Source organism: Kitasatospora sp. NPDC048715 (assembly GCF_043198905.1).
GTDB lineage: Bacteria > Actinomycetota > Actinomycetes > Streptomycetales > Streptomycetaceae > Kitasatospora > Kitasatospora lactacystinica.
In genome coordinates, this window is record NZ_JBICVH010000001.1 from 474,140 (window position 1) to 497,593 (window position 23,454).

Here is a 23,454-nt window from a genome sequence, read left to right on the forward strand (position 1 = left end):
GGACAACGGGCGGCCCGGTACGGACCGCCTCGACGGGCAGCACAGAGGAGGCTTCAGCCAGGTGATCCAGCACCCCGTCCGTTCGGTCCGCCGTGCCCAGTCGGCCGCCCCCGCGCGCGGCCGGCTCCAGTCGCTCGTCCCCGGCCGCCGCCGTCCGCGCCGGATCGCCATGCTGAGCGTCCACACCTCGCCGCTGCACCAGCCCGGCACCGGGGACGCCGGCGGGATGAACGTCTACATCGTCGAGCTGGCCAAGCGCCTGGCCGACCTCAACATCGAGGTCGAGGTGTTCACCCGGTCGATCTGCTCCGACGACGCGCCGACGGTCGAGCTGGCCCCGGGCGTGCTGGTCCGCCACGTCACCGCCGGGCCGTACGAGGGCCTGATCAAGGAGGACCTGCCGGCCCAGCTGTGCGCCTTCACCCACGGGGTGCTGCGGACGGAGGCGGGCCACCGCCCCGGCCACTACGACCTGGTGCACTCGCACTACTGGCTCTCCGGGCAGGTCGGCTGGCTGGCCGCGCAGCGCTGGGGGGTGCCGCTGGTGCACACCATGCACACCATGGCGAAGGTCAAGAACGCCGCGCTGGCCGCGGGCGACACGCCCGAGCCCGCGGCCCGGGTGATCGGGGAGACCCAGGTGGTGGAGGCGGCCGACCGGCTGATCGCCAACACCACCGAGGAGGCCGCCGAGCTGGCGCTGCACTACGCCGCCCGGCCGGACCAGCTGGCCGTCGTCCACCCCGGGGTCAACCTGGACGTCTTCCGTCCCGGCGGGCCGCGGACGCCCGCCGCCGCACGGGCCCGGCTGGGCCTGCCGCAGGACGCCGCGGTGCTGCTGTTCGCGGGCCGGATCCAGCCGCTGAAGGCCCCGGACGTACTGCTGCGGGCGGTCGCCGCGCTGCTGGCCCGGCGCCCGGAGCTGCGCGAGCGCCTGGTGGTGCCGGTGGTCGGCGGGCCGTCCGGCACCGGGCTGGCCCGGCCGGAGAGCCTGCACAAGCTCGCCGCCCAGCTGGGCATCTCCGACGTGGTGCGGTTCCACCCGCCGGTCGGCCAGGAGCTGCTCGCCGACTGGTACCGGGCGGCGACGGCCCTGGTGATGCCCTCGTACAGCGAGTCCTTCGGGCTGGTCGCGCTGGAGGCGCAGGCCTGCGGGACCCCGGTGGTGGCGGCCGCGGTCGGCGGTCTGCCGGTCGCGGTGCGGGACGGCGAGACCGGCACCCTGGTGCAGGGCCACGACCCGCTGGACTGGTCGTACGCGCTGGAGCCGTACATCACCGACCGGGGCCTGGTGGCCCGGCGCGGCGCGGCGGCGGCCCGGCACGCGGCCGGCTTCGGCTGGGACACCGCGGCGGCGACCACCGCCGAGGTGTACGCCGGCAGCATGGCCCGGCCGGCCGGCCGGATGGCCGCGGCCCGTCGCCGACTGGCCTGAGCGCGGGACGGCCCGGCCCTCGGCCGGCCCGTCGCCGACCGGCGCGGGGGCGGCCCGGCGGAACGTCGCGCGGCCCGCGCGCCGACCGGCCGGGGCTGCGCCGGCCCGGTACCGGCGAGTAACGTCACCCCCATGGCAATCCGCACCAAGGACGAGGCCCTGACCCTCCTGCGCACCGCCCTGGACGACGCCGGGGTGGCCTGGGAACCGGCCGCCACCGACCCGTACACGCTGGTGGCGGCCCTCCCGGGCACCCGGAAGCTGAGCACCACCTGCGCCCTGCGGGTCGGCGACCACACCCTGTCGGTGAACGCCTTCGTGATCCGCCGTCCGGACGAGAACCACGAGGCCGTCTACCGCTGGCTGCTGGAGCGCAACACCCGGCTGTACGGCGTCGGCTACGCGGTCGACGCGCTCGGCGACGTCTACCTGGCCGGCCGGCTGCCGCTGGAGGCGCTCACCCCGCAGGTCGTGGACCGGCTGCTCGGGACGGTGCTGGAGAACGCGGACGAGCCGTTCAACACCCTGCTGGAGCTGGGCTTCGCCACGGCGATCCGCCGGGAGTGGGAGTGGCGGACCAAGCGCGGGGAGTCCACCCGCAACCTGGCCGCCTTCGCCCACCTGGCCGCCCCGAAGGAGCCGCCGGCGGACGCCCCGGACGCGGACTGACCCGTGCGGACCGACCCGTGCGGACCGCCCCCGTGCGGACCGGCCCGTCCGGTCAGGCGCCCGCCGGGGCCTTCCCGGCGGGTTCCGCCGCGGGCGCCGGGACCGTGACGACGGTCCCGCCGGGCCGGATGCCCTGCGCGGCGCCGGTCCGCTTGCCCAGCAGCAGGTAGCCGACCGCGGCGACCGTGCCGAAGACTCCGCACGCACCCCACAGCGCCCCGCCGCCGGCCCGCTCCAGCAGCACCCCGCCGACGGCCGGGCCGAGGAACGAGGCGAGCGACCAGGCGAGCGAGTAGACGCCCTGGTAGCGGCCGCGGGCATGGGTCGGCGACAGTTCGGCGATCAGGCCCATGAGGGTCGGCGTGTAGAGGATCTCCCCGACCGTCCAGACCGCCACCGTTCCGGCGTAGAACCACGCGGACGACCCCGCCAGGGCCGTCAGCCCGAATCCCCAGCCGATGAACAGCGAGGCCGCCGCCAGCATGGCCGACCGGCTGCGGCTCTCGACCCACCGGGTGAGCGGGATCTGCAGCAGGACGATCAGCAGCCCGTTCAGGCCGATGACCAGGCCGTACTCGGTGGACGTGATCCCCCGGTGGCCCATGTCCACCGCGAGGGTGGTGGCGCCCTGCTGCAGCACCAGGGCGAGCAGCAGGGTGAGGCCGACCACGGCCATGAAGCGGCGGTCGCGGAACACGGTGCCCAGGCCGACCGCCGGTTCGTCGGCCTTCGCCGTCCGGACGTCGGGCTTCGTCTCCGGGATCCTGACGAAGATCACCACCGCGCAGAGCGCCGTGGAGAGCGCGTCCAGCAGGAACAGCGTGAGGTAGCCGTGGCTGGCGATCAGGCCGGCGACGGCCGAGGAGAGGCCGAAGCCCAGGTTGATCGCCCAGAAGTTCAGCGAGTAGGCGCGGACCCGGTCGGCGACCGGGACGATGTCCGCGATGATCGCCGAGATGGCCGGCCGGGTGGCGTTGTTGCAGAAGCCCACCAGGAAGGCCACCACCGCGATCGCCACCTGACCGTCCGTGAAGCCGAGCACGGCGGTGAACAGCGCGGTGCCGAGCTGGGCGGCGAGCAGGGTCGGACGGCGTCCGATCCGGTCGGTCAGCACGCCGGCGATGATCGCGGAGGCCGCCGAGCCGAGGCCGAACAGGGCGGCGACCAGGCCCGCGTAGGTGGCCGAGTACCCGCGGCTGCTGGTGAGGTAGAGCGCGAGGAAGGTGACCACGAAGGCGCCGAGCCGGTTGACCAGGGTCGAGACCCAGAGCCACCAGAACTGGCGCGGCAGCCCGCCCGCCGTCTCCTGGATCATTCTTCGGAAACCGGCGGTGACGAGCATGTGGGGGCTCCCGGGGGCAGGCGTCCGCCGATCGGTGCGGCAGGCCCGGTCAGCCGACGCATGTAAGTGTCAGATGCGCGAGGCACACGTTACACATTGGTCGAAGGTCCCCACCAGGGGTTTTCATGGCCCCCACTAAGCTGGGGGCCATGGCTGACACGACGTACCGACTCATCCTGCTCCGCCACGGCGAGAGCCAGTGGAACCAGAAGAACCTGTTCACCGGTTGGGTCGATGTCGACCTCAACGAGAAGGGCGAGAAGGAGGCCGCCCGCGGTGGCGAGCTCCTGGCCGCCGAGGGTCTGCTCCCCGACGTGCTGCACACCTCGCTGCTGCGCCGCGCCATCCGCACCTCGCAGATCGCCCTGGACAAGGCCGACCGGCACTGGATCCCGGTCAGCCGCAGCTGGCGGCTGAACGAGCGCCACTACGGTGCGCTCCAGGGCAAGGACAAGGCCCAGACCCTGGCCGAGTTCGGCGAGGAGCAGTTCCAGCTGTGGCGCCGCTCGTACGACACCCCGCCGCCGGTGCTGGCCGACGACTCCGAGTACTCGCAGGCCGGCGACGCCCGTTACGCCGAGATCCCGAGCGAGCTGCGTCCGCGCACCGAGTGCCTGAAGGACGTCGTGGAGCGGATGCTCCCGTACTGGTACGACGCCATCGTCCCGGACCTCGCCGCCGGCCGGACCGTGCTGGTCACCGCCCACGGCAACAGCCTGCGCGCGCTGGTCAAGCACCTCGACGGCGTCTCCGACGAGGCCATCGCCGGCCTGAACATCCCGACCGGCATCCCGCTGGTGTACGAGCTGGACGCCGACTTCAAGCCCGTCACCCCGGGCGGCCGCTACCTCGACCCGGACGCCGCCGCGGCCGCCATCGAGGCCGTCAAGAACCAGGGCAAGAAGTAAGCCGCTTGCCGCTGCGGCCCCGCCCCCGGTCCGACCGGGGGCGGGGCTTCGTTCGTTTCCGGTCGGTTCGTTGTGGGTCGGTTCGGGTTCAACCCGGTTGTCCGGTAGGGGAGTTGGGCAGTGAATGGGAAACTGGTTCAGACCATTGACGGGCTCGGTCGGCGACTCCTACCGTGAGGGCACCGGACCGGCGCAGGCATGCCAGGATCTCCCCGTCCGGGCCGCCGCACCCCCACGCGCGCGCGTCCGCGCCCCCGGCGCACACTCCATCCACCCCCACGGAGGAGCACCATGCGCACACGTCACATCGTCGGGGCCGCCGTCGCCGCGCTGGCGATCCCGCTGACCCTCGCCTTCCCGGCCTCGTCCCACGGCTGGATCTCGACCCCGCCCAGCCGGGCCGCGCTCTGCGACACCCACGTGGACGGCGTCCCGTGGGACTGCGGTGACATCCAGTGGGAGCCGCAGAGCGTCGAGGGCCCCAAGGGCTTCCCGGCCCTCGGCCCCTCGGACGGCACCATCTGCGCCGGCGGCAACGCCCGCTTCGCCGAGCTGGACGACCCCCACGGCGGCGCCTGGCCGACCACGCCGGTGACGGCGGGCCAGCAGCTCACCTTCACCTGGACGTTCACCGCCCGGCACGCGACCGCCGACTTCCGGTACTACATGACCAAGCCGGGCTACGACGCGAGCCAGCCGGTCACCCGCGCCAACCTGGACCTGACGCCCTTCCTGACCGTCCCGTACGGCGGGAAGCAGGTGCCGAGCACGCTCAGCCACACCGCGACCGTCCCGGGCGGGCGCACCGGGCACCAGGTGGTCGTCGCGGTCTGGACGATCTCCGACACCGGGAACGCCTTCTACTCCTGCTCCGACGTCCGGTTCTGACCTGCGCAAGGCCCGCGCAAGGCCTGCGGAAGGCCCGCGCAAGGCCCGCGCAAGGCCTGCGGAAGGCCTGCGGAAGGCCCGCGCAAGGCCCGCGGAAGCCCGCGGGAGGGTGAGCGGGCGAGCAGGCGAGCGGGCCGGAAAGCGCGAGGTGCACGGTCGCCGGTGGGCCGTGCACCTCGGGAGCTCCTCGGGTGGTGCCGCGTTCAGTGGCCGCCGCAGCAGCCGCCGTCGGCGCCTCCGCACTGGCAGGGCGCGCCGGACTGGCAGCCGCAGCCGCAGCCCGGGCCGCAGCCGCAGCCGGCCGCGAGGACGGGAAGCAGCTTCGGGGCGGGTGGCTCGACGGAGTGGTGGGCGGTAGCCGGTCGGGACGGGTTGGCCTTCATCGAGCTTCCCTCCTTGTGACGGGCACAGTCCTGTGCCCCCAATGTCGAGTGAAGCCGTCGAACGGATGAGCGTCAACGGGCGCGCAGTGGTGGGGCGCACGGAAGTCCGTGCGCCCGCACCACCCTTGCCACAGGTTTACTCACCCCTCGGGGTGAGCCCGGACCGGCGGTCAGTCGACCGGCGCGGCCTCGGCGGCCTCGGTGGCGGCCACGAACTCGGCCACGTGCTCGCCCGTCACCAGGTACACCACGCGCTTGGCGACCGACACCGCGTGGTCCGCGAAGCGCTCGTAGTAGCGGCCGACCAGGGTGATGTCGACGGCGGTCTCTATGCCGTGGTGCCAGCGCTCGTCGATCAGGTGCGACAGCAGCTCGCGGTGCAGGGTGTCGATCGCGTCGTCGTCCTGCTCCATCTCCAGGGCCTTGTCGACGTCCTTGGTGGCGATGACCAGGCCGGCCTTGGCCACCAGGCGCTGGGCGAGCTGGCCCATCTCCAGGACGGTGGAGTGCAGGTCGCTCGGCACGGCGGTGTCGGGGTAGCGCATCCGCGCGACCTTGGCGACGTGCCGGGCGAGGTCGCCGCAGCGCTCCAGGTCGGCGCTCATCCGCAGCGAGGTGACGACGATGCGCAGGTCGGTGGCGACCGGCTGCTGGCGGGCGAGGAGGTCGATGGCCCGGTTCTCCAGCTCGTGGTGGAGCTCGTTGACCTTCTCGTCGGCGGCGATCACGCTCTCCGCCAGCGCCAGGTCCGCGTCGAGGAGGGCGGTGGTGGCCCGGCCCATCGCCGATCCGACCAGCCGGGCCATCTCGACCAGGCTGTCGCCGATCGCATCGAGTTCCTCGTGGTACGCGTCGCGCATGTTCTCTCCTCAGTAGCTGTGTCGGTGGCGGTGCCGACCGGTCGGCCCGTACGACCGTCGTTCCGGCGTCCGGGTGACCGCTGCTGGTGGCGCGCATCGTACGCGCACACCCGAGCCGATGGCCGCTGTTCGGCACACCGATCTCTCCCACACGGGCTGCCCGGCCAACTTTCCGCCGCCAGGGCGACGGTGCACGGCCGCTCCGGTGAATCGACAGCTACCTGAAGGTGAATTCTCGGCAACGCGTGGTGGATGCCTTGACCCAGTGCATGGGGACTGCCCTGGTCGTGCGCTTACGCTGGCCACATGGACGTGAACGTGGCCGCCGCCGCTGCCTGTGCCATAGCCGGGCTCGGCGTCGGCCTCACCGCCTCCATCGCTTTCCGCTGGAGCGAGCGCGAGCAGGCCAGGGGCAGGTACAGCGCAACCGGCGGCAGGAACCCCGGCCGGTACCAGTCACTGGGCACCGGCAACCCCGAGCCGCCGCTGCCGCCCGGGGTCGACACCGTGCTCTCCGTGCTCCGCTCCTGCGCGATCGTGCTGGGCGAGGGCGACGAGGTGGTCAAGGCCAGCTCGGCGGCGTACGCGATGGGCCTGGTGCGCGGTGGCGCCGTCGCCGTGGACCAGATGCTCGGGCTGGCGCGCGCCACCCGCAGGGACGGCGAGATCCGCCAGGTCGAGCTGGAGGTGCCCCGGCCGGGCGCGGCCCGCGCGGCGGAGCCGCTCGCGGTCTCCGTCCGGGTGGCCCCGCTGGGCTCCCGACTGGTGCTGGTGCTGGTCGAGGACCAGACCGAGCGGCGCCGCGTGGAAGCCGTCCGCCGGGACTTCGTGGCCAACGTCAGCCATGAGCTCAAGACCCCGGTCGGCGCCCTGTCGCTGCTCTCCGAGGCGGTCGTCGACGCGTCCGACGACCCGGAGGCGGTGCAGCGCTTCGCCGGCCGGATGCAGGTCGAGGCGGCCCGGCTGGCCAGCCTGGTGCAGGAGATCATCGACCTCTCCCGGGTCCAGGACGACCGGCTGATGGTCGACGCGGAGCCGGTCGCGGTGGACGAACTGATCGCCGAGGCGATCGACCGCTGCCGCCAGCAGGCCGCCGCCAAGCAGATCCTGATCGCGGCGGGCGGCATCGCCGGCCTCTACCTGCACGGCAACCGCGGCCAGCTCGCCGCCGCGCTCGGCAACCTGGTCGAGAACGCCGTCAACTACAGCCCGCCCCGCACCCGGGTGGCCATCGCCACCCGCCGGATCTCCAGCGCCGCGGCGCTCGGGGAGGCGGACGGCGAGCTCATCGAGATCTCGGTCACCGACCAGGGCATCGGCATCTCCGAGAAGGACCGCGAGCGGGTCTTCGAGCGGTTCTACCGCGTCGACCCCGCCCGCTCCCGGGCGACCGGCGGCACCGGCCTGGGCCTGTCCATCGTCAAGCACGTCGCGGCCTCGCACGGCGGCACCGTCTCGGTGTGGAGCGTCGAGGGCCAGGGTTCGACCTTCACCGTCCGCCTGCCCGCCGGGCAGGCACCCACGGAGGACGAGCCCGACGACGCGTTCGACGACGAGCCCGACGCGTTCGACGGTCCCGACGACGCGCCGGACCGCGCGCCGGGCGGCGACCCCGCCGGGCCCGCCGCCGCACCCCGAACCCTCACCACGGCCCGTACGGACCGTCCGCTCCCCGCCGGGGAACGGAAACAACACCTGTCAGACACAACCCCTCAGCTTGCCCCGGAGGCCTGATCGTGACCCGAGTACTGGTGGTCGAGGACGAGGAGTCGTTCAGCGACGCCCTCTCGTACATGCTCCGCAAGGAGGGCTTCGAGGTGGCCGTCGCCGCCACCGGCCCCGACGCCCTGGAGCAGTTCGAACGCAACGGTGCCGACCTCGTCCTGCTCGACCTGATGCTGCCGGGCCTGCCCGGCACCGAGGTCTGCCGCCAGCTCCGGGTGCGCTCCAACGTCCCGGTGATCATGGTGACCGCCAAGGACAGCGAGATCGACAAGGTCGTCGGCCTGGAGATAGGCGCTGACGACTACGTCACCAAGCCGTACTCCACCCGCGAGCTGGTCGCGCGGATCCGCGCGGTGCTGCGCCGCCGCGGCGAGGACGGCGGCGCGGGCGACAACGGCGGCGGCCCGGGCGCCCTGGAGGCGGGCCCGGTCCGGATGGACGTGGACCGCCACGTGGTGACCGTGGACGGCGCCAAGGTCGACCTGCCGCTGAAGGAGTTCGACCTGCTGGAGATGCTGCTGCGCAACGCGGGCCGGGTGCTCACCCGGATGCAGCTGATCGACCGGGTGTGGGGCGCGGACTACGTCGGCGACACCAAGACCCTGGACGTCCACGTGAAGCGCCTGCGGGCCAAGATCGAGCCGGACCCGGGCGCGCCGCGCTACCTGGTCACCGTCCGCGGCCTGGGCTACAAGTTCGAGCCGTAAACCGTCCCGACCACGCGGAAGGCCCCCGCCGGCAGCAGCCGGAGGGGGCCTTCGCGTCGCTCCGGCGGGCCCTGGAGGGCCCGCCGGGGGCGGGGTGCGGCGTCAGTGCGCGGCCGGGACGGCCGGAGCGGTGGTGCCGGCCGGGACGGCGGCGCCGGTGGTCGGCGCCCCCGGGGTGGTGGCGCCGGTGGCCGGGGCGGTGGCGCCGGGGGTGGCGGTCTTGGCGGGGGTGGCGGTCGGCGAGGGGGTCGGCCCGTAGCCGCTGTAGAGGCCGAGGTTCGGGTTCACGCCGGCCTGGGCCTCGACCTTCTGGCCGTCCTTGAAGGTGAAGACGGTCGGGGCGAAGCCGCCGACGTGGACGGTCGCGGAGGCGACGGTGGCGGACGGGTTGCCCTGACCGCCGATCGCCACCGCGCCACCGGCCGGGACGACGATGCTGGACAGCGGAGCGCCGGCGGCGTCCGCGAAGGTGGCAGCGGCACCGCCGACGGTGACGGACTGGAGCTCGGCCGGGATGTTCGCGGTGTTCGCGATGTTCACGACCACGCTGGCGGCACCGGTGTAGTCGCCCGCGGTGTTCTCCCCGGTGACGACCACGATGTTGTTCAGCCGGAGGTTGGTCCCGAGGGTCGCCGCAGCGTTGTCGGGCTTGATCTGCAAGGTATCCGGCGTGTTGCCGGCGGCGCAGGAGGACAGCGAGGCGATGGCGATGGCGGCGATGGCGGCGATGCTGCCGCGTCGAAGGCTGCGGCTCACGGCGGCGGCTTCTCCTAAGTCACGTGTCGGTAGGTCAGGTCTCAGATTATCGACCTCACTTATGCGCTCCTCACGGGGTGGCCCCCGTGTCGCACTCCCGGGGGCCGCCGGGGGGCCGTCCGGCGGCACGCTCGACGTGTCCAGGTCACTCGACGGACAAGGTTCGACCAAGATCGAATAACGATTCGGTCGCGACCCGAAAAGGGGTGAAAGCTCAAGATCCAATCATGGTTGCGGGGGTGTTGCGCAAGGGTTTCGTCCAACCCCGGAACCGCCTCCGACCTGCGGGAAGCCGTTCTCGAACACCGGTCGCAGCACGTCATGGGGGTCGTTGTCAAGCCCCGAGACCGGCCCTGACCTGCGAAAACGCCCTTCGAGTGTGCCGAGAAGCGTGTTATTCTGGAAAGCCACGGAAGGGGTCCTGTCACATGACGTTCAAGGTTGGCGACACGGTGGTCTACCCCCATCACGGGGCCGCGCTGATCGAGGCCATCGAAACTCGCCAGATCAAAGGTGTGGACAAGACCTACCTGGTGCTCAAGGTGCAGCAGGGAGACCTGACGCTCCGCGTGCCCGCCGAGAACGCGGAGTTCGTCGGTGTGCGCGATGTAGTCGGCCAGGAGGGTCTGGACCGGGTCTTCGAGGTGCTGCGGGCACCGTACACGGAAGAGCCGACCAACTGGTCCCGTCGCTACAAGGCGAACCTGGAGAAGCTCGCCTCGGGTGATGTCATCAAGGTCGCCGAGGTCGTTCGCGACCTCTGGCGCCGCGAGCGCGAGCGCGGCCTCTCGGCCGGCGAGAAGCGAATGCTCGCGAAGGCGCGCCAGATCCTCGTCAGCGAGCTCGCGCTGGCGGAGAACACCAACGAGGACAAGGCGGAGACGCTGCTCGACGAGGTCCTCGCCTCGTAGCGCGCGCCACCGCAGTGCGGTCGGGCTGCCGCCCAACGCTCACAGCGCCCGGTGCCGGCGCGCCGCTCCTCGGACGAACCGTCCGGGAGTGGTGCATTGGCACTTCGGGCGCTGAGGCATGTCCGGACCACGCCACCCGCCCTGGCCGGCCGAGGCCGGCAAGGCCGTTTCGGCTCCCGCTGTTGCGGAGAGCTTGCGGAGCTGTGCGGCGGGCGGTGGACCGTGGTTCTTCGGAAGGGGCCCGGTGCGCCCGCCGGGCACGCCATGGCCATACCCACTTCGCCGAAGGAGTGAAACCTGAACGCGTCAGGAGCAGTCGCAGCAGCAGTGGTGCCCGCCGCCGGACGCGGTGAGCGGCTGGGGCCGGGGGCCCCGAAGGCCCTGCGGGAACTGGGGGGTGTGCCGCTCCTGGTGCACGCCGTCCGGGCCCTGGCCCGCAGCCGGGCGGTCGGCCTGGTCGTGGTCGCCGCGCCCGCCGACGGGGTGGCCGAGGTGGTCGCCCTGCTGGACAGCCACGGGCTGGACGACAAGGACATCCGGGTGGTGGCCGGCGGGGCGACCCGCCAGGAGTCGGTCCGGCTCGGCCTGGCCGCGATCCCGGACGAGGTCGGGATCGTGCTGGTGCACGACGCGGCCCGCCCGCTGGTCCCGGTCGAGGTGGTGGACGCCGTCGCGGCCGCCGTCCGGGCCGGAGCGCGGGCCGTGGTGCCCGCGGTGCCGCTGGCCGACACGGTGAAGCGGGTCGAGCCGAACCCGGGCGGTCCCGAGCCGGTGCTCGACACGCCCGAGCGCGCCACCCTGCGCGCGGTGCAGACCCCGCAGGGCTTCGACCGCGCCACCCTGGTCGAGGTGCACGCCAAGGCGCTGGCCGGGGAGAGCGACGGCACCGCCGACGCGCCGCCGGTCACCGACGACGCCGGCCTGGTCGAGCGCTACGGCGGCCGGGTCGTCGTGGTGCCCGGCCACGAGGAGGCGTTCAAGGTCACCCGTCCACTGGACCTCGTGCTCGCCGAGGCCGTACTCGCCCGCAGGAGGGCCGCCGATGCCTACTGACCCGCAGACCGCCCCCGTGATCCCCCGGGTGGGGATCGGCACCGACGTGCACGCCTTCGAGGCCGGCCGGCCGCTCCGGGTGGCCGGGCTGGACTGGCCGGACGCCGGGGCCGGGCTCTCCGGGCACTCGGACGCCGACGTCGCCGCCCACGCCGCCTGCGACGCGCTGTTCTCGGCCGCCGGGATCGGCGACCTGGGCGCCCACTTCGGCACCGACCGCCCGGAGTGGGCCGGCGCGTCCGGGGTGAAGCTGCTCGGCGAGGCGGCCCGGCTGGTCCGCGAGGCGGGCTTCGAGATCGGCAACGTCGCCGTCCAGGTGATCGGCGTGCGGCCGAAGATCGGCAAGCGGCGGGACGAGGCGCAGGCGGCGCTGTCCGGGGCGGTCGGCGCCCCGGTGTCCGTCTCCGGCACCACCACCGACGGACTGGGCCTGACCGGCCGGGCCGAGGGGCTGGCCGCGATCGCCACCGCCCTGGTGTACGAACGGCGTTGAGCCGGTCGCGGTGAGCGGGCGGGAAGAAACCGCTCCTGACGGGTGTTCACCCGGTGTCCTCGGGGCCCGAGTCGCTACTGTTCGGCTCGGGCCCGTACGGGCTTCCGCTCGGGCCGAACCGCCGACGAGAAGAGGTAATCCGTGACCGCCCAGCTCTCCGACCGTGCCAAGGCGCTGCTCGACGACAAGAGCTTCGCCGTGGTCTCCACGATCCAGCCCGACGGCAGCCCCCAGGCCTCGGTGGTCTGGGTCAAGCGGGACGGCGACGACATCCTGTTCTCCACCGTCCAGGGCCGCCGCAAGCACCTCAACCTGGAGCGGGACCCGCGGGTCTCGATCCTCGTCAACCCGTCGGAGGACCCGTACGAGTACCTGGAGGCCCGCGGCGAGGTCTCGCTGACCACCGAGGGCGGCCGGGAGCTGATCGACGAGCTGGCCGCCAAGTACCGCGGCGTGGACAAGTACACCTGGGACGGTCCGGACGACGTCCGGGTGGTCGTCCGGCTCACCCCGCGCAAGGTGCTCGGCAGCATCTGACCCCGCCCGCGGGCCACTGTTTCCCCGGGATCACGCCCCCGTTGTCCCGGGGAATGTGGCGGGGCACCCCCTGCTGCCCACTACGCTTGACGCTGTGAGCATTCGTCTGTACGACACCAGCACCCGCCAGGTACGCGACTTCGTCCCGCTTGTACCGGGTTGTGTCTCGATCTACCTGTGCGGCGCTACCGTCCAGTCGGCGCCACACATCGGGCACATCCGGTCGTACCTCAACTTCGACATCATGCAGCGGTGGTTCGCCTACCGCGGCTACCAGGTGACCTTCGCCCGGAACGTCACCGACATCGACGACAAGATCATCGCCAAGGAGCGTGAGCTCGGCACGCCGTGGTGGCAGATCGCCTACGAGAACGAGCGTGCCTTCAACGACGGCTACGACGCGCTCGGCTGCCTGCGGCCGACCGTCGAGCCGCGGGCCACCGGGCACATCCCCGAGATGATCGCGATGATGCAGGGGCTCATCGCCAGGGGCCACGCCTACGCGGCCGACGGGAACGTCTACTTCGACGTGCGGTCGTACCCCGGCTACCTGGCGCTCTCCAACCAGAAGCTGGACGACCTGCGCCAGCCCGAGGGCGAGGGCGAGACCGGCAAGCGGGACCAGCGCGACTTCGCGATGTGGAAGGCCGCCAAGCCGGGCGAGCCGAGCTGGGAGACCCCGTGGGGCCCCGGCCGTCCGGGCTGGCACCTGGAGTGCTCGGCGATGGCCCACAAGTACCTGGGCGCGGCCTTCGACGTCCACGGCGGCGGGCTGGACCTGATCTTCCCGCACCACGAGAACGAGATCGCCCAGTCCAAGGCCTACGGCGACGACTTCGCCAACTTCTGGGTGCACAACGCCTGGGTCACCATGGCCGGCGAGAAGATGAGCAAGTCGCTGGGCAACTCGGTGCTGGTCTCCGAGATGGTCCGGGCGTGGCGGCCGATCGTGCTCCGCTACTACCTGGCCGCCCCGCACTACCGCTCGATGATCGAGTACAGCGAGGAGTCGCTGCGCGAGGCCGAGGCCGGTTTCGGCCGGATCGAGGGCTTCATCCAGCGCGCCGTCGAGCGCTGCGGCACGGTCGACGCGGCGCCCGAGGTGCCGCCGGCCTTCGCCGAGGCGATGGACGACGACTTCGGCGTCCCGCAGGCGCTGGCCGTCGTGCACACCGCCGTCCGCCAGGGCAACAGCGCCCTGAACGCGGACGACAAGGAGAGCGTGGTGGCGCGACTGGCCGAGGTCCGTGCGATGCTCGGTGTACTGGGCCTCGACCCGCTCGACCCGCACTGGGCCGGGACGGAGCGCGGCGAGGACCTTCACGGCGTGGTCGACTCGCTGGTCCGCCTGGTCCTGGACCAGCGGCAGGCGGCGCGCGAGCGCAAGGACTTCGCCACCGCGGATGCCATCCGCGACCAGCTCGGCCTGGCCGGGCTGGCGATCGAGGACACCCCGTCCGGCCCGCGCTGGACGATCAACAGCCAGTAACCCCATCCGACGATCGGGGTGATGGGTGGGCCGTACCGGACCGGTGCGGCCCTCCCGCATGACGTACGCATGTCGTCGGCGGCCACCGGGCAGACCGGGGCGGTCGGGGCATGCCGGACAGACAGGAAGTACAGCCATGGCCGGCAACAGCCAGCGCAGGAACCGCCGCAACCCCGGATCGAAGAAGGGCGCGTCTGTCGGTACCGGCGGGCACAGCCGGAAGGCGCTCCAGGGCAAGGGTCCGACCCCGCCCGGTGCGGAGCGCAAGGGTCACCCCAAGCAGCGCGCCGCCAACGCCGCGATCAAGCGCGAGCGGGACGCCAAGGCCCGGGCCGGCATGCGCCGGGCCGGCGCCGGCGGTCGCGGCGGTCGCGGCGGCGCGGGCAGCGCCGAACTGGTCTTCGGCCGCAACTCGGTGGTCGAGGCCCTGCAGGGCGACGTGCCGGCCAACGCGCTGTACGTCCAGCAGTTCATCGACACCGACGACCGGGTCCGTGACGCCTTCCAGGCCGCCAACGACCGCGGCATCCCGCTGATGGAGGCCCCGCGGCCCCAGCTGGACCAGATGACCGGCGGGATGAACCACCAGGGCCTGGTGCTCCAGGTGCCGCCGTACGAGTACGCGCACCCCGAGGACCTCCTGGCGGACGCCGCCGACGCCGGCCAGGACGCGCTGATCATCGCGCTGGACGGCGTGACCGACTCGCGCAACCTGGGCGCCGTGGTCCGCTCCGCCGCCGCCTTCGGCGCGCACGGCGTGGTCATCCCCGAGCGCCGCGCGGCCGGCATGACCGCCGGTGCCTGGAAGACCTCCTCCGGCGCCGCGGCCCGGCTGCCCGTCGCCCGGGCCACCAACATGACCCGTGCCCTGGAGGCCTACCAGAAGGCCGGCCTGATGGTGGTCGGCCTGGCCGCCGACGGCGAGGCCGAGATCGGCGACCTGGAGCTGCTGACCGGTCCCGTGGTGATCGTCGCGGGCAGCGAGGGCAAGGGCCTGTCCCGGCTGGTCTCGGAGACCTGCGACATGCGGGTCCGGATCCCGATGTCCGGCCTGACCGAGTCGCTGAACGCCGGTGTCGCGGCGGGCATCGTGCTGTACGAGGCCGCGCGGCTGCGCGCCAAGCGCTGAGCGCTGAGAGCTCGGTGCTGAGCGCTCAGTGCTGACCGTTTGGTGCTGAGCACGGCCGGGGCGCGGAGCGCAGGCGATCTTCCGAATTCCCCGCAATCCGAGTGGAAGGCGATCGGGCCCGATCGGGCCCGATCGCTTTTTTCATGATCACTTCAAGTGTGCGCCGGACATCCACCCGGCAGAGTGTCCTAAGCGGCCGTCACCCGGTTAGACGGGCGTGGACACCAGAACACCTCGGCGCCCCCTGTTCGGCAACGGCAGTTCCGGGATAGACGCGGGCCCCGCCCTCAACACCGTCAAGGTGGAGTCGGACCCTTCGCGGCTCAGCAGCACCCAGGCGAGCTTCCGGCTGCGGCTCGGCGCCCCGACGGCGCCGCTGATCGAGGCCCCGGCCGGACTGCTGTCCACCGGCGCCGCGTTCGGCGACCCGTACGCCAACCAGGGCCTGATCCGCCGTCCGCTGGTCACCCCGCAGGTCGTCGTGCCCGCCTCCGCCGTCCCGGCGCTGGCCGGGGCCGGGGCCGGCGGCGCGCCGCGCCGCAAGGGCCGGGTCACCGCCGTCACCTGGACCGGCCAGGCGCCCCCCGGGGACCTCGCGGCCACCCAGCTGCTGGAAGCGGTGCGCCTCGGCGGCACCCCGGCCGGCGGCGTCCGCCTGGTCGAGCCGGACACCCGGGCGCTCCCCTCCCTCGCGGGCGCCCGGGCCGTCCCGCGCCAGCCCCGCGAGGGCGCCGGCACCGCCACCGACGCGGGCGTCGGCCCGGTCGGCGAGCCGCACGGCTGGACCCCGAGCGGCGAGCTGCCCGAGGTCTCCGCCGCCGACGCCGCGGGCAAGCAGCCCTGGTACCCCGGCCGCCGGGTCGACCTCGGCCTGGTGCTGCTGCCGCTGCGCGCCGTCCTCGGCTCGCTCTCGGTCTACGCCGGGTTCAGCAAGCTCTGCGACCCGGTGTACTTCGACGGCGGCGAGCGCGGCTCGATGATGCGCTGGCTCTCCTCGCTGCACCCCTGGAAGGTCGCCGAGCCGCTGCTGGCCTTCGCCATGGCGCACCCGGTGGGCGCCGGCCTGGCGGTGTCGTTCACCCAGATCGTGGTCGGCGTGCTGACCGTCCTCGGCCTCTGGCAGCGGCTCGCCGCCGGCGCCGCGATGGCGCTCTCCGCCGCGCTGCTGTTCACCGTCAGCTGGCGGGCGGTCCCGGTCTACGACACCCCGGACCTGATCTTCCTCGCGGCGTGGAGCCCGCTGCTGATCGCCGGGGCGCCGTTCGCCTCGCTGGACGGGCGGCTCGGCCTGGAGGCCTGGCGCCGGTTCGGCGCGGACACCTCCGGGGCACTGCGCCGCCGGGTGCTGCGCCGCGGCGCCGTGGTCACCACGGTCGTGGTCGGCCTGACCCTGCTGCTCGGCTCGATGCTCGGCGCCGCCGTCCGCACCGGCGCCCGGGCGCACCAGGCGCCGGACCGTCCGGCCACCGACTACGGCACCCCGGTCTGGCCGTCCGGCAGTCCGTCCGGCGCCCCCGGCGGTGGCAAGGGCACGTCCACCACGCCCCCGCCCGCCGCCCCGCGCCCGGCCACCCCGACGCCGAGCGCGACCACCCCGGCCACCACGCCGCCCGCCAAGCCCGCCACCCCGACGCCGAGCGGCAAGGGGCACTCGGGCCGGGCGGAGGCCGGGTCGGGCGCCTCCCCGGCCGCGCCCGCGCCGCCCACCGGCCCGGGCGGCACGGCACCCGCGTCGCGCAGCACCCCGGGTGCCGGCGGCGCGGGGCCGGGGTCCAAGTCCAGCCCGAGCTCCGGCGGGCTGCTCGGCGGGGTGCTGGGCAGCGCGCCGCTGGCCGACCTGTCCGGCGGCCGGGCCTCCCACCCGGGGGCGCCGACCGCGACCTGAGGCCCCGTAACGGCGATCGGCCGGGTGCTCCGTGGGGGAGCACCCGGCCGATCGCCGTGCGCGTGCGCGTGCGGTGGGGCGGGGCGGGGGCGTCCGTGTCCGTGTGGGGTCGGGCGAGCGCGTCCGAGGCCGTGTCCGGTGGCGCGTCCGCGTCCGACTCCGTGCGCGGGTGGGCAGCCGGGCGGGGCCTGCGGCCGTCCGGTCCCGGCGCGGACGGGCCTGCGGTGCCCGTCGGCTACCGGGGTGCCCGGCCGGCGCCGGAGGCGAGCTCCTTGGCCGCCTCGGTGAGGTCCTTGGCGGTGTCGATGGCCCGCCAGTACACGCCCTGCGGCAGCTGGTAGCCCGCCAGCCGCTTGCCGCGGGCCAGCTGGGGGAAGGTGGTGCGCTCGTGGTCGCCCACGTCCGGCAGCAGCTCGGCGAACTCCGGGCTGAACACGTACAGGCCGGCGTTGATCAGGAAGGGCGAGGGCGGGGCCTCGATGAAGTCCAGCACGTTGCCGAACTGGTCGGTCTCCACCGCGCCCCAGGGGATCCGCGGCCGGGCCAGCGCGAGCGTCGCGACGGCGTCCCGCTCGTGGTGGAAGGCGGCCATCTCGCGCAGGCTGAAGCGGGTCCAGATGTCGCCGTTGGTGGCGTACCAGGGCTCGTCCGGGCGGGGCAGCGCCTTGGCCGCGTACTTGAGCCCGCCACCGCGCCCGAGCGGCTCCGCCTCGACCACCGTGCGCACCCGCAGCGGCAGGTCCGCCTTGTCCAGCCACTCCTCCAGCACGTCGGCGAGGTGCCCGCAGGAGATCACGACGTCGGTGACGCCCTCCTCGGCCAGCCAGGCCAGCTGGTGGCCGAGGATCGGCGTGCCCGTCCCGGGGATCTCGACCAGCGGCTTCGGGCGGTCGTCCGTGTAGGGGCGCAGCCGGGAGCCCTGGCCGCCGGCCAGGATGACGGCCTGGGTGACGGGCGTCGTGGTCGGCCGGGGCGCGTGGGGCTGCGGGGGCCGGGCGGACGGGAGGTCGGCGGTGGGGCCGGAGTCAGCGGTCATGCCTGAACAATAAGGCGGCGGACGGGGGTGTCAGCCGCCTCGGGGACCGGGGTCCGCCCGGCCTTCCGCAGCCTTCCGCAGCCTTCCGCAGCCTTCCGCAGCCGTCTCCGACCGCCTCCGACCGCCTCCGACCGCCTCCGGCCTTCCTCAGCCGACGACGCCGGCCGCGAACGAGCCGTCGCAGACCGGGCGGGCGAAGGAGCGGGCCCGCTGGACGTCGCCCTGGTACTTGCGCACCGCCGCCTTGCCCAGCTCGCCGGCCAGCGAGGTGCAGTAGGGCGTCAGCGAGGGCTGCTCGCGCATCGAGCGCTCCAGCAGGTCCAGCGCGGCGGAGGGGTTCTTCGCGCGCAGCTCGTCGAGCAGCGCCACCCGCAGCGAGTCCTGCGGGGCGAGCCCGTCCGAGGTCCTGGCCGCGGCGCCGGCCGCGTTGTTGGAACGCCCGATCCCGGCGCCGTCGCCGCTCGACGCCGCCACGACCTGCTGGTCGAGCCCGGTCGGCGGGGCCCACGGGACCCGGGTCACGGCGAGGGTGCCGGTGGTCACCAGGACGACCGGCAGGGTCAGGGCGACGGTCTGGCCGATACGGCGCACTAGCTGCTTCACCCTCAGGAGAGTAGCGGTGGGTACGGGCAGGATCGCCCTCCGTTACACCATCGAGTGACACACTGTCCGGTTTCGTCCCTCCGCCGTGTTGACGCGGGGGTGTACGGACGGAGCCCGCCGGACCACGGGGGTCCGACGGGCTCCGGGGAGGCGCGAGGTCGCGTCAGTTGCTCAGGCGCAGGCCGGAGCTGGTGGAGAAGACGTGGGTCTCGTTGGCGATCGGCACGACGTGGATGGTCTCGCCGCGGGCCGGGATCTGGCGGCCGGGCACGCGGACGACCAGCTCGTGGTCCTTGCCGCCGATCTGGGTGGTGCCGTAGACGAAGCCGTCCGAGCCGAGCTCCTCGACCACGTTGACGGTCACCGCGACGCCCTCGATGCCGCCCGACGGGACGACCTCGAAGTGCTCGGGGCGGATGCCGACGGTCACCGTCTTGTCGGTGCCGGCGCCGGACAGGTCCTCGCGGGAGATGTTGACGACCGAGCCGCCGAACTTCACGCCGCCGTCCACCAGCGGCACCTCGACCAGGTTCATGGCCGGCGAGCCGATGAAGCCGGCCACGAAGAGGTTGGCGGGCTTGTCGTACATGTTGCGCGGGGTGTCGACCTGCTGGAGCAGACCGTCCTTGAGCACCGCGACCCGGTCGCCCATGGTGAGCGCCTCGGTCTGGTCGTGGGTGACGTAGACCGTGGTGATGCCCAGGCGGCGCTGGAGGCCGGCGATCTGGGTGCGGGTGGAGACGCGGAGCTTGGCGTCCAGGTTCGACAGCGGCTCGTCCATCAGGAAGACCTGCGGCTGGCGGACGATCGCCCGGCCCATCGCGACGCGCTGGCGCTGACCGCCGGAGAGCGCCTTCGGCTTGCGGTCCAGGTAATCGGTCAGGTCGAGGATCTTCGCCGCTTCCTCGACCTTGGTGCGGATGTCCGCCTTGTTCACGCCGGCGATCTTGAGCGCGAAGCCCATGTTGTCGGCGACGGTCATGTGCGGGTAGAGCGCGTAGTTCTGGAACACCATGGCGATGTCCCGGTCCTTCGGCGGCAGGTGGGTGACGTCGCGGTCGCCGATCCGGATCGCACCGGCGTTGACGTCCTCCAGGCCGGCCAGCATGCGCAGGCTGGTCGACTTGCCGCAGCCCGAGGGGCCGACCAGCACGAGGAACTCGCCGTCCGCGATCTCCAGCTCCAGCGCGTCCACCGAGGGCTTGTCCGCCCCGGGGTAGACGCGGGTCGCCTTGTCGTACGTGACAGAAGCCATGGTTGTCGCTCTCCTTCACCGGCAGGAACGTGCCGGACGATCCGAGTAAAGGGGGGTTTGTCAGGGTTCCGCCGGGCCGCCAGTGGTCTGAACCACTGCTCGAACCGACTCCCGGCGACGCTACCTGCGGTTCCCTGACTTGTCAGCCCCCACCCGACCCGATTTCGGCATCGGTTCCATCACGCCCACCCATCCCACCAAGCCCCGGATATCCCCCCATCCCGTCACCCGGGCCCGGTAGACTGCCCCCGGTGCCGCCGTGATCCATCGCGGACGGCCACCGTGCCTCCTTAGCTCAGCTGGCCAGAGCACCGCTCTTGTAAAGCGGGGGTCGTCGGTTCGAACCCGACAGGGGGCTCAGGTGTACGAGGGAAGGGCCGGTCCGACGGGGTGTCGGGCCGGCCCTTTCGCGTGGGCGGGGTCAGTCCGGGGGGAGGGCGAGGGTGGCGACGGCGCCGCCGTCGGGGTGGTTGGTGAAGGTCAGGGCGGCGCCGATGACGCGGGCGTGGCCGGTGGCGATGGTGAGGCCGAGGCCGTGCCCGCGGCCGCGTTCGGGGGCGTTGGTGCGGAAGCGCTGCGGGCCGTGCCGGAGGAGGTCCTCGGGGTAGCCGGGGCCGTGGTCGCGGACGGTGATCCGCAGGCCGTCGACGTGCAGGTGGACCGGGCCGGCGCCGTGGCGGTGGGCGTTGAGGATCAGGTTCCCGAGGATGCGGTCCAGCCGGCGCAGGTCGGTGCGGACCTGCCGGTCGGCGGTGATGTCGACGGTGACGTCCAGGCCGGTGAGGGAGACGGTGCGGCGCGCCGCGCGCTCCAGGGGGACGGCCGAGAGGTCGGGGGACTCGGCGTCGGCGTCCAGGCGGGAGACCTCCAGCAGGTCCTCGACCAGGCCGCGCAGTGCCTGGACCCGGTTCTGCACGAGCTGGGTGGGGCGTCCGGGCGGCAGCAGCTCGGCGGCGGTGACCAGCCCGGTGAGCGGGGTGCGCAGCTCGTGGGCGACGTCCGCGGTGAAGCGCTGCTCGTCCTCCAGGCGCCGGTGCAGGGTGCGGGACATCAGGTCGACGGCGGCGGCGAGGTCGGCGACCTCGTCCTTGCCGTCGACGAGTTCGCCGATCCGGGTGTCCGTCCCGCCGGCCGCGATGCCCCGGGCGGCGGTGGCCGCGGTGCGCAGCCTGCGGCTGATCCGGTCGGCGACGAGCACGCCGGCCAGCACGGTGGTGAAGACCGCGGCGACGACGGTGAGCAGGATGATCCGGTCCAGGTCGGCGATGGCCTGCCGGTCCTGGGTGAAGTCCACCCGGACGGACAGCACCCCGTTCTGCACCGGGCCGGCCGCCCACATGGACTCGCCGGTGCCGTCGGCGGCGAGCAGCGAGCCGTGCCGGCCGCCGTCGGCGAGGGCGCGCAGCCGGTCGGGCAGGGCCGGGTCGTTCACGGCGGCGCCGTGGCCGGCCACCTCGCCGTCGCGCCCGTAGCCGGCCAGGGCCGAGTCGAGGGCGGCGAGTGCGGAGGAGCGGGCCTGGTCCACGTGCTGACGGATCATCGCCTGGTGGACCAGCAGGCCGACGGCCACCGCGACCAGGACGGCGATGGCGGCGACGGCGGTGGCGATCTGGCGGCGCAGGGTCATGCCGGGCGCCGCAGCTTGTAGCCGAACCCGCGGACGGTCTCGATCCGGCCGGAGCCGATCTTGGCGCGCAGTCGCTGCACGTGGACGTCCACGACCCGGGTGTCGGCGCCCCACTCGTAGTCCCAGACGCGTTCGAGCAGGGTGGAGCGCTCCAGCACGATCCCGGGCGCGGCGGTGAACTCCAGCAGCAGCCGCAGTTCGGTGGGCGTGAGCGGGACGAGGCGGCCGTCCACCCGGACCTCCATGCTGTCGGTGTCCACCTGGAGGCCGTCGAAGCTGCGGACGGACGGGGTGGGGGCGGGGGCGGTCGGCGGGACCGCCGGCTGCGGGACCCCGGGAACTCCGGGAACCCCGGGGGTGCCGGGGAGCGGCGGGGCGTCGGCCGCCGGGGCGTCCGGGGGCGGTGGGGCGTCGGTCGCCGGGACGACCCGGACGCGGCGCAGCACCGTACGGATCCGGGCGACCAGGACGGCGCTCTCGAAGGGCTTGACCACGTAGTCGTCCGCCCCTGCCTCCAGGCCGGAGACCACGTCCACCGGGTCGGTCCGGGCGGACATCATCAGGATCGGCAGCTGGCTCTCCTCCCGGATCCGGCGGCAGAGGCCGACCCCGTCGAGCAGCGGCAGCATGACGTCCAGCAGGAGCAGGTCGGGCCGGACGGCGTGGAACGCCTCCAGCCCCTCCAGGCCGTCGGCCGCCGTGGTGACCGGGAAGCCGTAGCGTTCCAGGGCCATCCGGGTGGCCTCGCGGATCACCTCGTCGTCCTCGACCAGGAGGATGTGCGGGTGGGCGGGGGTGGTGGCGGGGGTCATCGCTTGGCTTCCGGGAGCACGGCGGGGGCGGAGGGCCCCGAGGGGGTGGAGGGCGCGGCGGGCCCGGAGGACGGCCGGACGGGGCGCGGGGACGGGACGACGGCCTCGGGGGCCGCCTGCCTCGGCGCGAACGGGGTGGGGCGTGCCACTGCCGGGCCGGACTCGGGGGCGGCGGTGTCCGCGCCGGTGCGCGGGAGCAGGCCGACGCCCTCGTCCTTGCGCTCCTTCAGGACGAGCCTGTTGTCGTTCCACTGGTAGAGGCTGGTGGTCCGGGCGTAGGCGCTGGTGGGCTCGAACAGCCACAGGTCGGTGCCGACGGTAGCGGCGCTGAACGCCGGCTGGACCTGCACCTGGAGGACGGGCAGCAGGTGCTCCTCGGCGAGGGCGTAGACGTGCAGCACGACCCGCCCGGGGGTGGTGACGACGGTGATCAGCTCGGGCTGCCCGTCCCCGGAGAGGTCGCGGAACTCGGGGGCGCGGACCTCGCACCCGGCGCAGGAGCCGAGCGCCTGACGCTCCTCCGGGCCCACGTTCGGGTCCTTGGCGAGGACGGTGCGCACGTCGACCGCGGTGATGTCGTGCCCGGGGACGGTCAGGTCCGGTACGGGCTGCGGCGGCTCCTGGGTGACGCCGGCCGCGGCGGCGGACGGCGGCGGGGAGGTGGGCAGCTTCGGCCAGAGCGGCTGGAGCACCGGCGGCGGCGTGACGGCCCGGACCGGGCCCTGGTCGCGCAGGTCGCCGGGGGTGGCGCGGCCGAAGGCCAGGCCGGCGAGGGCGAGGACGACGACCAGGCCGGCCAGGGTGGCGAGCTGGACGGCGCCGGGCCGGCGGCGGGGTGGTGGTGTTGCTGCCACGGTCGGTGTTCGTCCTCCTGCTCTGCGGCGTCGCTCCGGTCGTCGTTCCGGTCGTCGCTCCCGTCACCGCCCCGGTGGTAGGTCGCGCGGTCGGTGG

The 23,454-nt window shown here is 73.7% G+C and carries 23 protein-coding genes and 1 tRNA gene; 14 read left to right on the top strand and 10 right to left on the bottom strand.

Going from position 1 to position 23,454, the window contains the following annotated elements; all coding sequences use genetic code 11:
* Positions 1 to 64: 64 nt before the first annotated feature.
* Both mshA and ACGFSC_RS02185 read left to right on the top strand, forming a co-directional pair.
* Positions 65 to 1,435 carry a D-inositol-3-phosphate glycosyltransferase gene (mshA, locus tag ACGFSC_RS02180; RefSeq protein ID WP_380633278.1) on the top strand — a complete coding sequence of 457 codons (1,371 nt, stop codon included), beginning with the start codon at positions 65 to 67 and terminating at the stop codon, positions 1,433 to 1,435.
* 132 nt (positions 1,436 to 1,567) lie between these two features.
* Positions 1,568 to 2,104, top strand: a complete 537-nt coding sequence (locus ACGFSC_RS02185; protein ID WP_359913722.1) for a YbjN domain-containing protein — start codon at positions 1,568 to 1,570, stop codon at positions 2,102 to 2,104.
* A 52-nt stretch (positions 2,105 to 2,156) separates the two neighbouring features.
* Here ACGFSC_RS02185 and ACGFSC_RS02190 read toward each other — a convergent pair whose 3' ends face one another.
* Positions 2,157 to 3,419 carry an MFS transporter gene (locus tag ACGFSC_RS02190; protein ID WP_359913725.1) on the bottom strand — a complete coding sequence of 421 codons (1,263 nt, stop codon included), beginning with the start codon at positions 3,417 to 3,419 and terminating at the stop codon, positions 2,157 to 2,159.
* 176 nt (positions 3,420 to 3,595) lie between these two features.
* Between ACGFSC_RS02190 and ACGFSC_RS02195 the strand changes: the two genes are divergently transcribed.
* Positions 3,596 to 4,354 (top strand): phosphoglyceromutase, encoded by a 759-nt coding sequence (locus ACGFSC_RS02195; RefSeq protein WP_359913728.1) that lies wholly within the window; start codon positions 3,596 to 3,598, stop codon positions 4,352 to 4,354.
* 291 nt (positions 4,355 to 4,645) lie between these two features.
* Entirely contained in the window at positions 4,646 to 5,242 is a 597-nt protein-coding gene (locus ACGFSC_RS02200) for a lytic polysaccharide monooxygenase (protein WP_359913730.1), read from the top strand.
* 203 nt (positions 5,243 to 5,445) lie between these two features.
* On the opposite strand, the gene ACGFSC_RS02205 is transcribed toward ACGFSC_RS02200, so the two are convergent.
* Both ACGFSC_RS02205 and phoU read right to left on the bottom strand, forming a co-directional pair.
* A complete protein-coding gene (locus ACGFSC_RS02205; RefSeq protein ID WP_359913733.1) occupies positions 5,446 to 5,625 on the bottom strand; it encodes a hypothetical protein in 180 nt (59 codons plus the stop codon).
* A gap of 170 nt (positions 5,626 to 5,795) precedes the next feature.
* Entirely contained in the window at positions 5,796 to 6,485 is a 690-nt protein-coding gene (gene phoU / locus ACGFSC_RS02210) for a phosphate signaling complex protein PhoU (protein ID WP_359830323.1), read from the bottom strand.
* A 306-nt stretch (positions 6,486 to 6,791) separates the two neighbouring features.
* Here phoU and ACGFSC_RS02215 point away from each other — a divergent pair, with 306 nt between their 5' ends.
* Positions 6,792 to 8,219: an ATP-binding protein gene (locus tag ACGFSC_RS02215; RefSeq protein ID WP_359913736.1), complete on the top strand. Its 1,428-nt coding sequence runs from the start codon at positions 6,792 to 6,794 to the stop codon at positions 8,217 to 8,219.
* 2 nt (positions 8,220 to 8,221) lie between these two features.
* The gene (locus tag ACGFSC_RS02220; RefSeq protein WP_031069385.1) at positions 8,222 to 8,917 is read left to right on the top strand and encodes a response regulator transcription factor; all 696 of its coding nucleotides are present in this window, start codon (positions 8,222 to 8,224) and stop codon (positions 8,915 to 8,917) included.
* Positions 8,918 to 9,019: 102 nt separating this feature from the next.
* On the opposite strand, the gene ACGFSC_RS02225 is transcribed toward ACGFSC_RS02220, so the two are convergent.
* Positions 9,020 to 9,673 (bottom strand): DUF461 domain-containing protein, encoded by a 654-nt coding sequence (locus ACGFSC_RS02225; RefSeq protein WP_359913739.1) that lies wholly within the window; start codon positions 9,671 to 9,673, stop codon positions 9,020 to 9,022.
* Positions 9,674 to 10,101: 428 nt separating this feature from the next.
* Here ACGFSC_RS02225 and ACGFSC_RS02230 point away from each other — a divergent pair, with 428 nt between their 5' ends.
* The 7 genes from ACGFSC_RS02230 (at position 10,102) to ACGFSC_RS02260 (ending at position 17,170) form a co-directional block, all read left to right on the top strand.
* Positions 10,102 to 10,584 carry a CarD family transcriptional regulator gene (locus ACGFSC_RS02230; protein WP_014136563.1) on the top strand — a complete coding sequence of 161 codons (483 nt, stop codon included), beginning with the start codon at positions 10,102 to 10,104 and terminating at the stop codon, positions 10,582 to 10,584.
* Between the two features lie 297 nt (positions 10,585 to 10,881).
* The gene (gene ispD / locus ACGFSC_RS02235; protein WP_359913756.1) at positions 10,882 to 11,637 is read left to right on the top strand and encodes a 2-C-methyl-D-erythritol 4-phosphate cytidylyltransferase; all 756 of its coding nucleotides are present in this window, start codon (positions 10,882 to 10,884) and stop codon (positions 11,635 to 11,637) included.
* Positions 11,627 to 12,130 carry a 2-C-methyl-D-erythritol 2,4-cyclodiphosphate synthase gene (gene ispF / locus ACGFSC_RS02240; RefSeq protein WP_359913742.1) on the top strand — a complete coding sequence of 168 codons (504 nt, stop codon included), beginning with the start codon at positions 11,627 to 11,629 and terminating at the stop codon, positions 12,128 to 12,130. The genes ispD and ispF overlap by 11 nt, the downstream gene beginning before the upstream one ends.
* A 141-nt stretch (positions 12,131 to 12,271) precedes the next feature.
* On the top strand, positions 12,272 to 12,667 hold the full coding sequence (locus ACGFSC_RS02245) for a PPOX class F420-dependent oxidoreductase (RefSeq protein ID WP_359913744.1): 396 nt from the start codon (positions 12,272 to 12,274) through the stop codon (positions 12,665 to 12,667).
* 94 nt (positions 12,668 to 12,761) lie between these two features.
* Positions 12,762 to 14,156, top strand: a complete 1,395-nt coding sequence (gene cysS / locus ACGFSC_RS02250; protein WP_359913747.1) for a cysteine--tRNA ligase — start codon at positions 12,762 to 12,764, stop codon at positions 14,154 to 14,156.
* A 136-nt stretch (positions 14,157 to 14,292) separates the two neighbouring features.
* A complete protein-coding gene (gene rlmB, locus ACGFSC_RS02255; protein WP_359913750.1) occupies positions 14,293 to 15,285 on the top strand; it encodes a 23S rRNA (guanosine(2251)-2'-O)-methyltransferase RlmB in 993 nt (330 codons plus the stop codon).
* A gap of 217 nt (positions 15,286 to 15,502) precedes the next feature.
* The gene (locus ACGFSC_RS02260) at positions 15,503 to 17,170 is read left to right on the top strand and encodes a DoxX family membrane protein (protein ID WP_359913753.1); all 1,668 of its coding nucleotides are present in this window, start codon (positions 15,503 to 15,505) and stop codon (positions 17,168 to 17,170) included.
* A gap of 235 nt (positions 17,171 to 17,405) precedes the next feature.
* On the opposite strand, the gene ACGFSC_RS02265 is transcribed toward ACGFSC_RS02260, so the two are convergent.
* The 3 genes from ACGFSC_RS02265 to ACGFSC_RS02275 all read right to left on the bottom strand — a co-directional run bounded on the left by ACGFSC_RS02265 (position 17,406) and on the right by ACGFSC_RS02275 (position 20,064).
* Entirely contained in the window at positions 17,406 to 18,206 is an 801-nt protein-coding gene (locus ACGFSC_RS02265; RefSeq protein ID WP_359915312.1) for a nucleotidyltransferase family protein, read from the bottom strand.
* A 147-nt stretch (positions 18,207 to 18,353) separates the two neighbouring features.
* Positions 18,354 to 18,809, bottom strand: coding sequence for a hypothetical protein (locus tag ACGFSC_RS02270; RefSeq protein WP_359915310.1), 456 nt, complete (start codon positions 18,807 to 18,809; stop codon positions 18,354 to 18,356).
* 163 nt (positions 18,810 to 18,972) lie between these two features.
* Entirely contained in the window at positions 18,973 to 20,064 is a 1,092-nt protein-coding gene (locus ACGFSC_RS02275) for a sn-glycerol-3-phosphate ABC transporter ATP-binding protein UgpC (RefSeq protein WP_359915308.1), read from the bottom strand.
* Between the two features lie 284 nt (positions 20,065 to 20,348).
* Between ACGFSC_RS02275 and ACGFSC_RS02280 the strand changes: the two genes are divergently transcribed.
* Positions 20,349 to 20,422 (top strand) — tRNA-Thr (locus ACGFSC_RS02280).
* A gap of 63 nt (positions 20,423 to 20,485) precedes the next feature.
* On the opposite strand, the gene ACGFSC_RS02285 is transcribed toward ACGFSC_RS02280, so the two are convergent.
* Genes ACGFSC_RS02285 through ACGFSC_RS02295 form a run of 3 tightly spaced genes read right to left on the bottom strand, consistent with a single transcriptional unit; the run spans position 20,486 to position 23,357 of the window.
* Entirely contained in the window at positions 20,486 to 21,691 is a 1,206-nt protein-coding gene (locus ACGFSC_RS02285) for a HAMP domain-containing sensor histidine kinase (RefSeq protein ID WP_359915306.1), read from the bottom strand.
* Complete coding sequence (locus ACGFSC_RS02290; RefSeq protein WP_359915305.1) at positions 21,688 to 22,503, bottom strand: response regulator transcription factor; 816 nt, start codon at positions 22,501 to 22,503, stop codon at positions 21,688 to 21,690. Before ACGFSC_RS02290 ends, ACGFSC_RS02285 begins: the two co-directional genes overlap by 4 nt.
* Complete coding sequence (locus ACGFSC_RS02295) at positions 22,500 to 23,357, bottom strand: hypothetical protein (RefSeq protein WP_359915303.1); 858 nt, start codon at positions 23,355 to 23,357, stop codon at positions 22,500 to 22,502. Before ACGFSC_RS02295 ends, ACGFSC_RS02290 begins: the two co-directional genes overlap by 4 nt.
* Between the last annotated feature and the right edge of the window lie 97 nt (positions 23,358 to 23,454).